Annotated in this window: 13 protein-coding genes; 4 read left to right on the top strand and 9 right to left on the bottom strand. The window is 69.9% G+C overall.

Annotation, left to right across the window (positions count from 1 at the left end; translation table 11 throughout):
- Window positions 1-143 precede the first annotated feature (143 nt).
- Window positions 144-782 carry an HD domain-containing protein gene (locus ACGFY9_RS12095; protein WP_393753620.1) on the top strand — a complete coding sequence of 213 codons (639 nt, stop codon included), beginning with the start codon at window positions 144-146 and terminating at the stop codon, window positions 780-782.
- Window positions 783-883: 101 nt separating this feature from the next.
- Here ACGFY9_RS12095 and ACGFY9_RS12090 read toward each other — a convergent pair whose 3' ends face one another.
- Entirely contained in the window at window positions 884-1399 is a 516-nt protein-coding gene (locus ACGFY9_RS12090) for a MarR family winged helix-turn-helix transcriptional regulator (protein ID WP_393753619.1), read from the bottom strand.
- Between the two features lie 130 nt (window positions 1400-1529).
- Here ACGFY9_RS12090 and ACGFY9_RS12085 point away from each other — a divergent pair, with 130 nt between their 5' ends.
- The gene (locus ACGFY9_RS12085) at window positions 1530-3332 is read left to right on the top strand and encodes an ABC transporter ATP-binding protein (RefSeq protein WP_393753618.1); all 1803 of its coding nucleotides are present in this window, start codon (window positions 1530-1532) and stop codon (window positions 3330-3332) included.
- A gap of 43 nt (window positions 3333-3375) precedes the next feature.
- The gene (gene mltG / locus ACGFY9_RS12080; protein WP_393753617.1) at window positions 3376-4218 is read left to right on the top strand and encodes an endolytic transglycosylase MltG; all 843 of its coding nucleotides are present in this window, start codon (window positions 3376-3378) and stop codon (window positions 4216-4218) included.
- Between the two features lie 215 nt (window positions 4219-4433).
- Here mltG and ACGFY9_RS12075 read toward each other — a convergent pair whose 3' ends face one another.
- The 6 genes from ACGFY9_RS12075 to ACGFY9_RS12050 form a co-directional block, all read right to left on the bottom strand.
- Window positions 4434-5510, bottom strand: coding sequence for an NAD(P)-binding domain-containing protein (locus tag ACGFY9_RS12075; RefSeq protein WP_393753616.1), 1077 nt, complete (start codon window positions 5508-5510; stop codon window positions 4434-4436).
- 42 nt (window positions 5511-5552) lie between these two features.
- Window positions 5553-6647, bottom strand: coding sequence for an LLM class flavin-dependent oxidoreductase (locus ACGFY9_RS12070; protein WP_393753615.1), 1095 nt, complete (start codon window positions 6645-6647; stop codon window positions 5553-5555).
- Between the two features lies 1 nt (window position 6648).
- The gene (locus ACGFY9_RS12065) at window positions 6649-7674 is read right to left on the bottom strand and encodes an ABC transporter substrate-binding protein (RefSeq protein ID WP_393753614.1); all 1026 of its coding nucleotides are present in this window, start codon (window positions 7672-7674) and stop codon (window positions 6649-6651) included.
- A gap of 42 nt (window positions 7675-7716) precedes the next feature.
- Window positions 7717-8484, bottom strand: coding sequence for an ABC transporter ATP-binding protein (locus ACGFY9_RS12060; protein WP_393753613.1), 768 nt, complete (start codon window positions 8482-8484; stop codon window positions 7717-7719).
- Window positions 8457-9350: an ABC transporter permease gene (locus tag ACGFY9_RS12055; RefSeq protein ID WP_393753612.1), complete on the bottom strand. Its 894-nt coding sequence runs from the start codon at window positions 9348-9350 to the stop codon at window positions 8457-8459. The genes ACGFY9_RS12060 and ACGFY9_RS12055 overlap by 28 nt, the downstream gene beginning before the upstream one ends.
- Before the next feature lie 128 nt (window positions 9351-9478).
- Window positions 9479-9562 carry a putative leader peptide gene (locus tag ACGFY9_RS12050; RefSeq protein ID WP_350495123.1) on the bottom strand — a complete coding sequence of 28 codons (84 nt, stop codon included), beginning with the start codon at window positions 9560-9562 and terminating at the stop codon, window positions 9479-9481.
- Window positions 9563-9712: 150 nt separating this feature from the next.
- On the opposite strand from ACGFY9_RS12050, the gene ACGFY9_RS12045 reads away from it, so the two are divergent.
- On the top strand, window positions 9713-10141 hold the full coding sequence (locus tag ACGFY9_RS12045; protein WP_393753611.1) for a secondary thiamine-phosphate synthase enzyme YjbQ: 429 nt from the start codon (window positions 9713-9715) through the stop codon (window positions 10139-10141).
- Between the two features lie 80 nt (window positions 10142-10221).
- Here the strand turns inward: ACGFY9_RS12045 and ACGFY9_RS12040 are convergent, their stop codons facing one another.
- Window positions 10222-13449: an alpha-L-rhamnosidase gene (locus ACGFY9_RS12040; RefSeq protein WP_393753610.1), complete on the bottom strand. Its 3228-nt coding sequence runs from the start codon at window positions 13447-13449 to the stop codon at window positions 10222-10224.
- A gap of 334 nt (window positions 13450-13783) precedes the next feature.
- Window positions 13784-14545 carry a class I SAM-dependent methyltransferase gene (locus ACGFY9_RS12035; RefSeq protein ID WP_393753883.1) on the bottom strand — a complete coding sequence of 254 codons (762 nt, stop codon included), beginning with the start codon at window positions 14543-14545 and terminating at the stop codon, window positions 13784-13786.
- Between the last annotated feature and the right edge of the window lie 83 nt (window positions 14546-14628).

The following is a 14628-nucleotide window of genomic DNA, read 5'->3' as shown; positions in this document are numbered from 1 at the left end:
GCCACGTCTGAAGCCATGTCCGAATCTGTGGTTTTCCTGGCTGTGAGGACATGGCCCCAGCGTACGCCGCTGACGATGCTGGGGTCATACGGCATCGATGGGCACGGCATCGAGTCGCACGGTATCGAGGAGAGGCAAGAGCGATGAGCGAAGTGATCGCAGGCGTGGAGATCCCGGACACCGCCCTGGTGCGGGAGGCGACCGAGCTGGTGCGTGAGGCCGCGTCGCCGTTGCTGTTCGACCACTCCCGGCGGGTGTTCCTGTGGGGCGCCCTGCGCGGCCGGGAGCAGGGGCTCGACTACGACTCCGAGCTGCTCTACGTGGCCGCGATGTTCCACGACCTCGGGCTCACCGAGAGATTCCGCCGCACCGACCAGCGCTTCGAGATCGACGGCGCCGACGAGGCCCGCCGGTTCCTGCACGCGCACGGCGTCACCGGTGAGCCGGCCGACCGGGTCTGGGCGAGCATCGCCCTGCACACCACGCAGGAGATCCCGCTGCACATGGCGGCCGAGATCGCCCTCGTCAACCGGGGTGTGGGGCTGGACGTCGTGGGCATCGGCTATGACGCCGTCACCGACGAGCAGCGCGCGGCCGTCGTGGCGGCACACCCCCGCCCGGACTTCAAGAACGGGATCCTCGCCGCCTTCACCGAGGGCATCAAGGACCGACCCGACACCACGTTCGGCAACATCAAGGCGGACGTGCTGGCCCATTTCGTACCGGGCTTCGTGCGCGGCGACTTCGTGGAGCGCATCAAGGCCTCGAACTGGCCGGAGTGACGCGAACCCGGTCTCTGGGCGCAGCCTCGGTGCGGGTCAGTGGGTCAGTGGGTCAGCGGGTCAGCGGGTCAGCGGGTCAGCGGGGTCAGCGAGATGGCGGGTCAGCAGGACCGCCCGTGCCCATGCCCATGCCCCTCGTGCGCCCCATGGGCATCGTGCCCCTCGTGCCCCTCGTGTGCACCAGGCGCCCCGTCCACCAACGTGTCCAGCAACGCCCGCAACACCTCGCGCTCCACATCCGTGAGCGGCGCCAGAATCTCGTCCGCCGCCCCCCGCCGCGCGCCCCGCAGCTCGCTCAGCGCCTTGCGGCCGTCGTCCGTGATCTCGATCCGGATCACCCGGCGGTTGGACGGATCGGGCGCCCGCCGCACCTTGCCGCTCGCCTCCAGCCCGTCGACCAGTGTCGTCACGGCGCGCGGCACCACTTCGAGGCGCTCGGCGAGGTCGGCCATGCGCGGTGGGGCGTCGAAGTGCGCGAGGGTGCGCAGCAGCCGGGACTGGGCGGGGGTGATGCCGAGGTCGCGCTGCTCCAGATGGCGCTTCTGGATGCGGTGCACCCGGCGCGTGAGCCGCAGCAGCTGCTCCGCGAGCAGGCCGTCGGAATCGGGGGTGGTCATACGGGAACAATATCAGGACCTGGTTCATTGTGAGTATAGGTAACAATGAGCTATCCTCCACCAAGTCTCATCGCTCCACGAGCTCTGAGCGCTTGACCAGTCCTGATCGCCTCACCATCCGTAGGAGACCATGCCCCGCGACGACATCAACTGGACACCGTCCCCCGGCACCTCGACCGAGCAGCCTCGGCAGGTGCGCCGCATCCTCAAGCTCTTCAAGCCCTACCGCGCCCGGCTCGCGGTCGTCGGCCTTCTGGTAGGCGCGGCGTCCCTGGTCACCGTGGCGACCCCGTTCCTGCTGAAGGAGACGCTGGACGTCGCCATTCCGCAGAACCGCACCGGCCTGCTGAGCCTGCTCGCGCTCGGCATGATCCTGAGCGCCGTCCTGACCAGCATCTTCGGCGTGCTGCAGACCCTGATCTCCACGACGGTCGGCCAGCGCGTCATGCACGACCTGCGCACAGCGGTCTACGGCCGTCTGCAGCGCATGTCGCTCGCCTTCTTCACCCGGACCCGCACCGGCGAGGTCCAGTCCCGCATAGCCAACGACATCGGCGGGATGCAGGCGACCGTCACCTCCACGGCGACGTCCCTGGTCTCGAACCTCACCAGCGTGGTCGCCACGATCATCGCGATGATCGCCCTGGACTGGCGGCTGACCGTCGTCTCGCTGCTGCTGCTCCCGGTCTTCGTGTGGATCAGCCGCCGCGTCGGCAACGAACGCAAGAAGATCGCGACCCAGCGCCAGCGGCAGATGGCCGAGATGGCCGCCACGGTCACCGAGTCGCTGTCCGTCAGCGGCATCCTGCTCGGCCGCACGATGGGCCGCTCCGACTCACTCACCCGCTCCTTCTCCGAGGAGTCCGAGGGCCTGGTCGACCTCGAAGTCCGGTCGAACATGGCCGGGCGCTGGCGCATGGCCGTCATCTCGATCGTCATGGCCGCGATGCCCGCCGTCATCTACTGGACGGCCGGCATGACCCTCCACCTGGGTGGCCCGGACGCCTCGATCGGCACCATCGTCGCCTTCGTCTCGCTCCAGCAGGGCCTGTTCCGCCCGGCCGTCAGCCTGCTGTCGACCGGCGTCCAGATCCAGACCTCGCTGGCACTCTTCGCCCGCATCTTCGAGTACCTCGACCTGCCGATCGACATCACCGAGCGCGAGAACCCGGTCCACCTCGACACCATCAAGGGCGAAGTCCGCTTCGAGGACGTCGAGTTCCACTACGACGACAAGAGCGGCGCGATCCTCGACGGCGTCGACATCACCGTCCCGGCAGGCAACAGCCTCGCGATCGTCGGCCCGACCGGCGCCGGGAAGTCGACCCTCGGCTATCTCGTCCCCCGGCTCTACGATGTGACGGGCGGCCGGGTCACCCTCGACGGGGTGGACGTCCGCGACCTGGACTTCGACACGCTCGCGCGTGCCGTCGGCGTCGTCTCCCAGGAGACGTACCTCTTCCACGCCTCGGTCGCCGACAACCTCCGCTTCGCCAAGCCCGACGCCACCGACGAGGAGCTGTACACGGCGGCGCGAGCGGCGCAGATCCATGAGCACATCGCGGGCCTGCCCGACGGGTACGACACGATCGTCGGCGAGCGCGGCCACCGGTTCTCCGGCGGCGAGAAGCAGCGCCTGGCCATCGCCCGCACCATCCTGCGCGACCCGCCGGTCCTCATCCTGGACGAGGCGACCAGCGCGCTGGACAACCGCACCGAAGCCGCCGTCCAGGACGCCATCGACGCCCTGTCGGCCAACCGCACCACGCTCACCATCGCCCACCGGCTGTCCACGATCCGGAGCGCCGACCAGATAGTGGTCCTCGACTCCGGGCAGGTCGCGGAGCGGGGCACGCACGAGGAACTGCTCGATCAGGACGGGCGGTACGCGGCCCTCGTACGCCGGGATGCCCAACTGGAACCGACAAGCTGAAGATATGCCGGGTTTGTGGCGATATGCGGGTTACCGTGCCCGCATGCAGATGAACACTCCGCCACGGAGCACGATTCGACTGACCCGCAGGGGCCGGGTCGCCCTCATCGCGACGGGGGCCGTCGTGGCCGGCACCGCCGTGGCGGTGCCGCTGCTGAGCCTGGAGGGCGAGGGGGACACGCGTCCCGCGTCCCTGGTGATCCCGGAGGGCTGGCGCTCGGGCCAGATCTACGAAGCCGTGGACAAGGTCCTCGCGCTGCAGGTCGGGACCACGAAGAAGTCGATCGCGAAAGCCGGCCTGAAGCTGCCGACCGACGCGGAGGGCAATCCCGAGGGCTATCTCTTCCCGGCGACGTATCCGCTGGAGAAGAAGTCCACGCCCGCGTCGCTCCTGTCGTTCATGGTCAACACCGCGAACAAGAAGTTCAACGGCGCCCCCGTCGCGGCCGGCGCCCAGCGCAACGCGATGAACGTCTATCAGGCGGTCACCATCGCGAGCATCGTGCAGGCCGAGGCGGCCTCCCCGGCCGACATGGGGAAGGTGTCCCGGGTCATCTTCAACCGCCTCGAACGCGGCATGCCGCTGCAGATGGACTCCACCATCAACTACGCCCTCAACCGCGCCACGTTGAAGACCACCGGCAGCGACACCCGGCTCGACAGCCCCTACAACTCCTACCAGCGCATGGGTCTGCCGCCCACCCCGATCGACAACCCGGGCGAGGAGGCGATGCGCGCCGCGATCAACCCGCCCCCGGGCGACTGGCTGTACTTCGTCACGGTCAAGCCCGGCGACACCCGCTTCGCGGCCACCTACGAGGAACACCAGCGCAACGTCGCCGAGTTCAACGCGGCCCAGAAGAACAGCGCGTCGCCCACGAAGTGACCCGTGCGGGACGCCGTAGGGCGGCGCTCGGCATTCCTGCCGGCGCCGCCTGATGTGTCGCGGGGGTGAGTTACTCGTGTTTCGTTGGAGGGTGCGGGTGCGGGTGCGGGTGCGGGTGCGCTGTGGCTGGTCGCGCCCCGCGGCGGAGCCGCTAATGTCACAGCCTCGCGCCCCTCAAAAGACCCTTGGCCGGCCGGTAAGCGCCCAGAACAACCTCAGACCGCCACCGGCTCCCCGGCCAGCAACCGCCTGATGTCACGTACCGCCGCACGCCCCGCCCGGTTCGCGCCGACGGTGCTCGCCGACGGCCCGTACCCGACGAGATGCACTCGCGGATCGGCGACCGCCCGGGTCCCCTCGACACGGATGCCGCCACCCGGCTCGCGCAGTTTCAGCGGTGACAGGTGGTCGATCGCGGCGCGGAAGCCGGTTGCCCACAGGATGACATCGGCGTCCACATGGCGGCCGTCGTCCCAGTCCACCCCGTCGGGTGTGATGCGGTCGAACATCGGCTGCCGGTCCAGGACTCCGTCCGCCATCGCCTGCCGGATCGCGTCGTTCAGCGGCAGGCCGGTCACGGAGACGACACTCTTCGGCGGCAGGCCCTGCCGCACCCGTTCCTCCACCAGCGCCACGGCCGCCCGGCCCACGTCCTCGGTGAAGGGCCCCTCGCGGAACACCGGCGGACGCCGGGTCACCCACGTCGTCGCCGCCGCGTACGGGGCGAGCTCCATCAGATGCTGGGTACCGGACGCGCCCCCGCCCACCACGACCACCCGCAGCCCGGCGAACTCCTCGGGTCCCGGATACTGCGCGGTGTGCAACTGCCGCCCCCGGAACGTCTCTTGACCGGGATAGCGCGGCCAGAACGGCCGGCCCCACGTCCCGGTCGCATTGATCAGCGCCCGCGTCGACCACGTACCGTCCGACGTCTCGACGAGCAGCCGCCCGTCCACGCCCTCCCGCACGGCCTTCACATCCACCGGCCGCCGTACCCGCAGGTCGAAGGCCCGCTCGTAGGCGGCGAAGTACTCGGCGATCACCTCGGCGGACGAGCGGGCCGGATCGGCGTCCGTGAGTTCCATGCCCGGCAGCGCGTGCATCCCGTGCACCTTGGCGTACGTCAACGACGGCCACCGGAACTGCCAGGCCCCGCCCGGCGCGGGCGCGTGGTCCAGCACCACGAAGTCGCGCTCCGGCTCGAAACCGGTGCGCCGCAGGTGATGGGCGCCGGCCAGTCCTGCCTGCCCGGCGCCTACGACGACCACGTCGACCTCACGCGTGTTGTTCACGTTTGTACGAACAGCGCCGAAGCCGTGGATCTTCCCGGCCGCTCAGCTCCTGCCGCTCACGAGCAACGGCAAGCCGGCCTTCGTCCTCTCCTCGACCAGCCCACGCGCCGCCAGCTCGGGAATCACACCCTCGCCGAACCAGTACGCCTCCTCCAGATGCGGATACCCGGAGAGCACGAAGTGCTCGACGCCCAGCGAGTGGGTCCCCGCGCCACCCCGGACGAGACCGACGCCCGCCCACAGGTTCGGATGGATCTCCAATTCGTCCCGCGAACCGCCGTGCAGGGCCAACATCCGCCGCTGGCCCACCGATTCACTGCGCCCGAGGGCTGTCTGCGCGGCCGCGATCGTGTCCGCGTCGAGGTCGTCGAGCAGCCGGTTCGCGGTCGCCCACGCCTCGGCCGGCGAGTCCCGCGAGATGGTGTGCAGCCGTACCCCGAACCGCACGTCCCGCCCCTCGCGCTCGGCCAGCCCGCGAATCCAGTCGATCTTCTCCTTGACCTGTGTCGGCGGTTCTCCCCAGGTGAGATAGACGTCCGCATGCCTGGCGGCGACCGGCCCGGCCGCCGCCGACGAACCCCCGAAGAACACTTGCGGCACCGGATCGGGCGGCAGCGCCGTCAGCCCGCCCTCGACCTGGTAGTGGACACCGTCGAAGTCGTACGGCTCTCCCCGCCACACCCCTCGTACGACCGACAGGAACTCGTCCGTACGGGCGTACCGCTGATCGTGGCCGAGACGGTCGCCGAAGCGGCGCTGCTCGGCCGAGTCGCCGCCGGTGACGACGTTGAGCAACAGCCGCCCCCGCGTGACCCGTTGATAGGTCGCCGCCATCTGCGCGGCCAGCGTCGGCGAGATCACCCCGGGCCGGAACGCCACCAGGAACTTCAGCCGTTCGGTGTGCTGGGCGAGCGCGACCGTCGTCAGCCAGGCGTCCTCGCACCATGTGCCGGTCGGCGTCAGCACCGCCTCGAAGCCCAACTGCTCGGCGGCCTTGGCGATCTGGGCGAGGTGCTCGATGTCCGGCGGCCGCACCCCGCGGACCGCGCCCGCGCGGTTGGGCCCGTAGGCGTGCCGGTCGACGAGCGTACGGCCGTCCCCGCCGGTCGGCAGGAACCAGTGCAGACGCACGCCCATGTCACGAACCTCCCGTGGTGCGCGGGGCGGAGGTGGAGGCCGGCAGGTTCTCGTTGTAGCGCGTGTCCACGAAGTCGGCGAAGTCCACCTCCCGCGGTATCAGCTTGAGTTGGGTGAAGGTGTCGGCGATCTGCTGCTCGGAGGCGATGAGCGGCTTGTCGACCGCGACCGGGACCCGGGTGGAGTTGGTCCGCTTCACTGACGCCAGCGCCACCTCGTACGGCAGCCCGGTGTCCTTCGACCACACCTTGGCCCACTCGTCCTGATGCGTGAACACCCATGTCTGGGCGCGGCGCAGCCGGTCGAGGTAGTCCTTGACGGCGGCGGCCTTCTTCTTGTCCGCCAGCGCGCCGGGCGCCGCCACCTGGAAGGTGAGGCCGTTGGTCACGCCCTCGCCGGTGGTGAGGAGGCGGCCCTGCTTGGCCTGGAGGATCTGCGAGGTGTACGGGTCCCACACCGCCCAAGCGTCGACCTTGCCGGAGGTGAACGCGGCCAGCGCGTCGGCCGGTTGGAGGTACTTCACCTTGACGTCGCCGATGCCGAGCCCGGCCGCCCTGAGGGAGGCGACCAGCTGGAAGTGCGCGGACGAACCCTGCGCCACGGCGATGGACCTGCCCTTGAGCTGCTGCGGTTCGCTGAGCTTCGAGTCCTTCGGCACGAGGATGGCGTCGCCCTCGGACGTGCCGTGCCAGGCGGCCACCACCTTGATCTTCGAGTCGGCGCCCGCCGCGAACACCGGCGGGGTGTTGCCGACACCGCCGATGTCGACGGCCTTGGCATTGACGGCCTCCAGAAGGGGCGGGCCGGAGGTGAACGTGGACCACTTGATCTTGTAGTCCAGGTTCTTGAGTTCACCGGCGGCCCGCAGCACCGCCTCCGAACCGCCTTTCTGGTCACCGACGTCGAGCGTGAGGGAGCCCTTGCCGTCGGTGCCCGTCGAGGTCTCGGCGGCCGAGTTCCCGCCGCAGGCGGTGAACAGGAGGGCGAGGGGGAGCAGCAGGGCGGCGGGAACGAGGCTTCGTCGCATGGGGGTTCCGTTCTCGGTAACTGGGCTGGTGCGTGGGGGAGTTCAGGCGGCTTCGGCGGCGGTGTCGACGCCGAGGCGTTCCAGGAGTCCGGCGCGCAGTTCGGCGAACCGGGGGTCGGTGATGTCGCGCGGCCGGTCCAGTTCGATGCGCTCCTCGTGCGCGATGACACCGTCGTCCATCACCAGGACCCGGTCCGCGAGCAGCACGGCCTCCTCGACGTCATGCGTCACCAACAGGACGGCACAGCCCCGCCGTTGCCACAGCTCGCCCACCAACCGCTGCGCCTTGATCCGGGTCAGCGCGTCGAGCGCCCCGAACGGCTCGTCGAGCAGCAGCAGATCCGGCTCGCGCACCAGCGCACGGGCCAGCGAGGCCCGCTGCGCCTCACCGCCGGACAGCGTCTTGGGCCACGCGTCGGAGTGATCCCCGAGCCCGACCTCCGCCAACGCCTTTTCCGCTACGGCCCGTTCGGGCTTGCCGGGCAGCCCGAGCAGGACGTTGCGCCACACCTTCTTCCACGGCATCAGCCGGGGCGCCTGGAACGCGACGGCCTTGCGACGCGGCACGAGGACGGTGCCCGCGATGTCCCGGTCGAGCCCGGCGAGGATGCGCAGCAACGTGGACTTGCCGCAGCCACTGCGGCCGAGCAGTGCCACGAACTCGCCCTGCCGCACGTCGAGTTGAAGCTTGTCGATGACGGCGCGGCCGTCGAAGGAACGGGTCAGCCCCTCGACGCGTACCGCCTGCGTGGTCACCGGCGACCGGGTCGCCGATCGGGTGGTCACCGGCCCGTGAACGTCGGTTGCCATTGCAGCAACAGCCTTTCGAGGATGCGGACGAGGAAGTCGGCCAGCAGGCCGAGGAAGGCGTAGACGATCAGACAGACCACGATCACGTCGGTCTGCAGGAAGTCCCGGGCCTGCACCATGAGGAAGCCGATGCCGGCGTCGGCGTTGATCTGCTCGGCGAAGACGAGGGCCAGCCAGGCGATGCCGAGGGAGTAACGCAGCCCGGTCATCGCGTTGGGCAGCGCGCCCGGCAGCACCACATGCCGGACGAGCCCCCAGCGGGACAGCCCGAGCGACTCACCGGCCTCGATCAACTGGCTGTCCACGCCCCGGATTCCGGCGTAGACGTTGAGGTAGAGCGGGAAGGTCACGCCGAGCGTGATGATGGCGACCTTCGGGGCCTCGCCGATGCCGAACCAGATGATGAACAGCGGGATCAGCCCGACGAAGGGCACGGTCCGCAGCATCTGCACGGGGGCGTCGACCAGGTCCTCGCCGACCCTGAACAGACCGGAGACCAGGGCGAGTCCGGTGCCGATGACGGTGCCGAGGAGCAGCCCGACGGCGACCCGCTGCAGCGAGGTGGCCATGGCCGAGGTCAGTGAACCGCTGTCGATCAGGTCCCAGCCGACCTGGGCGATCCGCCCGGGCGAGGCGAGCACGTCGGAGGTCAACACGCCTGTGCTGCTGAGGAGTTGCCACAGCGCGAGCAGCACGAGCGGGCCGGTGGTGCGGCGCAGCCAGCGGGGGACGCGGGTGCGGCGCGAGGAGGTGGGGACGAGGGGGACGAGATCGAGCGGAGCGGGATCGCCTGAGTCGGCCTTCGATGCCGATATAGGGGAAATGTCGGGCCCGGAGGAGTCGGGCGGGGCGTGGCTGATGCTCATGGGTGCTCCACGGATGGGGGAGAGCGTCCGGTGAGGAGAGGGGTACGCCTCAACGCCGCCGCGTCACGACGATGTGAACGGGCGCGACGGAGTGCGGGAAAGGAGAAGGGGTGAGGCGGAAGAAGACGTCAGCAGCCGCGGCGACACGCGGCGGAGGCCACCCGCAGCAGGTCGATGTGACCGCGCGTGGTGAGCAGAACTGAACGCAACATGCGGCCGAAAATAGGTCAGATGGCGTGCCACGGTCAACGGTGTCTCGCGGGCTGGACCTCTCGTATCACGGGCCGGGCGATCGATCGGGTGGGGAGCCCGACGGGCGGGTATCGGGCGCGGAGTCCGACAGATGGGTCAGGATGGGAGGCATGTCAGCTGCCTTCACCACTCGAGTCCTGAACGTCGCCACCGGTTCGAGGGAGCGGGTCATGGATCTGACCCGCGACTGCGAGGCCTTCCTCCGGGAGGCGGCGGCCGGCCGCGACGGCCTCCTCAACATCTTCGTCCCGCACGCCACCGCGGGCGTCGCGATCCTGGAGACGGGTGCGGGCAGCGACGACGACCTCCTCGCCGCCCTGCACACCCTCCTCCCCGCCGACGACCGCTGGCAGCACCGCCACGGCAGCCCCGGGCACGGCCGCGACCACGTCCTTCCGGCGTTCGTACCGCCGCACGCGACGTTGCCGGTGGTGGGCGGGCGGCTGGAGTTGGGGACGTGGCAGTCGGTGTGTCTGGTCGATACGAACAGGGACAACCCGGAGCGAAAGGTGCGCCTCACTTTTCTTGCAGGGTCCTGATGCTGTCTCTCATCTCTGGGTGCCGCCTCTGGTTGAGCTGCCCGGACCGGTGACCGCTCCGGGCAGCCCTACCGCCTTGATCAGGTGGTGAAGCGGTGGGTGCCGGAGCCGACTTGGTACACCGCGCAGTCGTCCTCCTGGCGCAGGTAGGTCCCGTGCGTGTGGGTCACCGCATCCGGGGTGGACGTGGGGATCCACACCTCGGCCGTCGTGTTGGGCGGCACCGCGCAGGTCAGCGTGAACCGGCCGGACCGCTGCCGCCACTGGGTGGAGACCGGGCCGTAGACCGAGGTGAACGTCGCGCGTGCGGTGGTGACGGCTCCGCCGGGGCGGGGGCGGATGACGATCTCGCGGTAGCCGGGCCGGCCCGCCGAGATGCCGGCGATGTTCGTGTACATCCATTCCCCCACCGAGCCGTAGGCGTAGTGGTTGAAGGAGTTCATGCCCGCGTCCTGGAAGCTGCCGTCGGGCCGGATGGAGTCCCAGCGTTCCCACATCGTGGTGGAGCCCCGGTCGATCTGGTAGCCCCAACCGGGGAACGAGCGCTGTTGCAGGAGGCGGTAGGCGACGTCGGTGTGGCCCGTGTCGGTCAGGACGGGAAGCAGTCGGGGAGTGCCGAGGAACCCTGTCGACAGGTGCCAGTCCTTGGCCTCGATCAGGGCGACGAGACGGTCGGCCGCGGGCTTCCGCGACGCGTCCGGCAGCAGGTTCATCGACAGCGCCAGGACGTACGCCGTCTGCGTATCGCCCTTGATGCGGCCGTCGGAGGTGACGTAGGCGTCCTGGAAGGCCGCTCGGATCCGCTCGAAGAGATCGCTGTACGGGGCGGTGTCCTCGCCGAGTTCGCCGGCCATCCGCGCCGCGAGATCGGCGCTGTGCGCGAAGTACGCGGTGGCGATGACGTCCTTGGGGGTCTCGTCCTCGACGTTCAGCCAGTCGCCGTATCCCTGGTCCGGGCGCAGCAGGTGGTCGCTGTGCTTCTCCAGGTACGTCAGCCAGGTCCGGACGGACGGCCAGGCGTCCGCGAGGACTTGGCGGTCGCCGTATGCCTGGTAGAGGGACCAGGGGACCGTGACCCCCGCGTCGCCCCAGCCGGCCGTGCCGTTGCCGACCGTGCCGACCATCGGGGCCACGTCCGTGAACGCGCCCTCCGCGGTCCGCGAGTCCCTAAGGTCGACGAGCCACTTGGACAGGAAGCGGGCCGACTCCATCGTGTACGCGGCCGTGGGCGCGAAGACGTTGATGTCTCCCGTCCAGCCCAGGCGTTCGTCGCGCGCGGGTGTGTCGGTCGGGACGGAGAGGAAGTTGCCGCGCTGGCCCCAAGTGATGTTGTGGTGCAGCTGGTTGAGCATCGGTACGTCGGTTTCGAAGTCGAGGGTGAAGGGGGCGGACGTATGCATCACGCGGCCGGTGACGGCCCTCCCCGAGGGAGTGCCGGGGAATCCGCTCAGCTCCACATACCGGAAACCGTGGAAGGTGAAGCGGGGCTCGTAGACCTCCTCCTTTCCGCCGCCCTTGAGGGTGTACGTGTCGGTCGCCGCCGCGGTCCGCAGGTTCGCGGTGTAGATGGTGCCGTCGGGGTTGAGCACCTCGGCATGTCTGAGCCGGACGGTCGTGCCCGCGTCGCCCGAGACGCGCAGCCGCACCGAGCCGACCATGTTCTGGCCCAGGTCCAACACGTAGACACCGGGCCTGGGTTGGGTCACGGTCTTCGGTGTCAGCTCCCGCTCCACCTGTACCGGACCGTCCACCTGCGCGACGATCAGGTCGGGACCGAAGTCGCCGACGCCACCCATGCCCCGCACGCCGAGCCAGCCGGTGTCGTCGAAGCCTGGCGAGGCCCAGCCGGGGGTCTCCTTGCGAGCGTCGTACGTCTCGCCGTTGAGCAGATCGGCGGCGACGATCGGCCCTGCGGCGGCCCGCCAGTCGGCGCCCGACACGATGCGCTCGCTCGTCCCGTCCGCGTACTCCACCTCCAACTGGGCCAGGAGCGCCGGGACTTGACCGTACTGACCGGGCCCGAACATGCCCACGTTGCCGGCGTACCAGCCGGGTGCCAGATACGCCCCGATGGCGTTGGCGCCGGGCCGCAGGAGTTCGGTGACGTCGTACGTCTGGTATTGGACGCGGGTGCGGTAGTCCGTCCAGCCGGGAGCGAGCTGGTCGAGTCCCACCCGGCTGCCGTTGAGGTGACTCTCGTACAGGCCCAGCGCCGTGGTGTACAGGCGTGCTCGGGCCACCTTCCGGCGCGGCAGCCGGAATTCGTGTCGCAGCTGGGTGACGGCGTACGACACCGGGACGACTCGTCCCCACGGTCCGCTGCCCCAGGCCGCTGCCACCCGGACCGCCGGCCAGCTCCCGTCGTCGAACCCCGACTCCCGCCATCCGTAGGCTGGTTCCTGATTCGTCGCCTTCCAGGAGGCGTCGGTGAACACCTTCTGCTCACCGGACGCGGTTCGGACGACAAGGGTGGCGACGAGCCCCGCCGGGCCCTCCGTCGCGTTGGTGGCGGCGACGGCGATAACGTTGTCACCGGTCCGCACGTGGTCCAGCACGTCGATCACCGCCGGGCGCTTCCAATCCTCGTTGTCGGTGTCGAGGTCGGTGTGGGCGACCTCAACTCCGTTCAGCGAGACGGCATATACGTTGTCCGCGGTGATGGCGAGCGTCGCCGACGTGATCCCGTCGGGCAGGTGGGCGGTATGCCGGAACCAGCGGGTGGCCGCCGGAACGCTGTTGGTCGGATCTCCCTCGGGGAACCAGATCCATGAACCGCCCTCGAAGGACGGCGCGTCCACGAGGCCCGCGGGTGCGGAGATCCAGTCGGCGGTCCACTGCCCGGCATCCATCAGTCCGGTCTCCCACCACGAGGGAGCGCTCCAGTCGGAGGCGTGGTCGTCGGCGTCCCAGACGCGTACGGACCAGTGGTAGCGCGTCCGGGGCTTGAGTCCAGGACCTCCGTAGGACACGAGGACGGACTCGCCGGACGTGACCTTCCCGCTGTCCCAGACGTCCGGGCGGGACAGGCCCGACGCGGTGGTGGCGACGCGGATCTGATAGGCGCTCTGGCGCATGCCCACGCTGTCGGAGGCCAACGGCCAGCTCAGCCGGGGCCGTTGTGCGTCGAGCCCCAGCGGGTGCTGGACGTATTCCACGGTCGGCGCCGTGACGCGCTGTCCGTCGTGCGGCGTCCGTGTCTCTGCCCGCGTCTGTCCGGATGCCGGCGCGGCCATCGCCGGTGCGCCGTCGACGGTCGCTGCCGCGACCGTGGCGACCGCGCCCGCGAGTATGTTCCTCCTGCTGATCACTACGACTCCTCACTCGTGCGGAAGGGGATGAATCGATTCAGATGTGAGAGGCGTGGGTAACGTAGAGCCTGGTGGTGCCGGGGTCAATCGTCATGCAACGGTTTTTGTGACATGGCTACTTGGCGATCGCTTCGGGCGGAGTCGCCGCGCGAGGTGGATGCGCGGGGAGTTGAACGGTTTCAATCGCGGCTCGCAAACCCTTGTGCTGGCAGGGCTCGGTACGTCGCGAGCAGGGCTGCGCGGCGGCGCTTCTTCCTCAGCGGCCGGCCGGTGCGGAGCTTCCGCGTCAGCGTTCTGCTCGGGCCGGCTTTCGCGTCCTGGTGGAGGGCTCTGCCTACTGGTGCGCTGTGTAGACGGTCGCGGTCATCGGTGCCGTCACGGGGCCGGTGCCGAGTCGGTCCGTCATCTTCTGTGTGACGGCGGCCTGGATGGCCTGCGCGTCTTCGCGTGCCTGCACGGCGGCGCTCACCGGTGTGCCGGTGAGGAACCCGGTGGCGATGGAGGCTGCCGACTCCGCGACGCCCTCCAGCGTGATCTCCTCGGCGCTGGCCAGGGTCAGTCCGGCGGCCGCCAGGTCCGCGGTGACGACGGCCGGGTCGGAGTAGCCGTGGGGCACGTCCTTCAGGAACGGGGGTGCTCCGTCGGGCATGGACTGTTCCAGGGCGGTCTGGAAGGCGGCCCCGAATCCGTGCGAGGCCAGCGGGCCCCAGCTGTTGAACAAGAACCGCCCCTGCGGGGCCAGGACCCGGCGCACCTCGGTGTAGGCGGCGGGCCGGTCGGGGAAGAACATCACCCCGAACTGGCACACGACGAGGTCGAAGCCGCCGTCCTCGAAGGGCAGGTGTTGGGCGTCCGCCTGTCGCCAGTCCGCACGGGGTTCCCGTGCCGATCCCGCGGTGACCATCGCTTCGTTGAGGTCGGTCGCCACCACCGAGGCCGTGGGCACCGCGGTGAGCAGGGCAGAGGTCAACGCCCCGGTTCCGGCGGCGAGTTCCAGGACCGTGCGGGGTCGCAGCGCTGCCGCCCTGGCGGCCAGGTCGGCGGCGAAGGGGCGGAAGAGGACCGGCACCAGGTGGCGTTCGTAGGCCTCGGGCATGGACCGTGTCCAGCGCCGGTTCACATCGTCTGTGCTCACCCGATGGACACTAGCCCCGCGGGGACTCCGACGGCGGACGGCCG

This window comes from Streptomyces sp. NPDC048504 (genome assembly GCF_043200035.1).
Lineage (GTDB): Bacteria > Actinomycetota > Actinomycetes > Streptomycetales > Streptomycetaceae > Streptomyces.
Note: the sequence above shows the minus strand (reverse complement) of the source record. Positions and strands in the feature narration are given on the sequence as shown.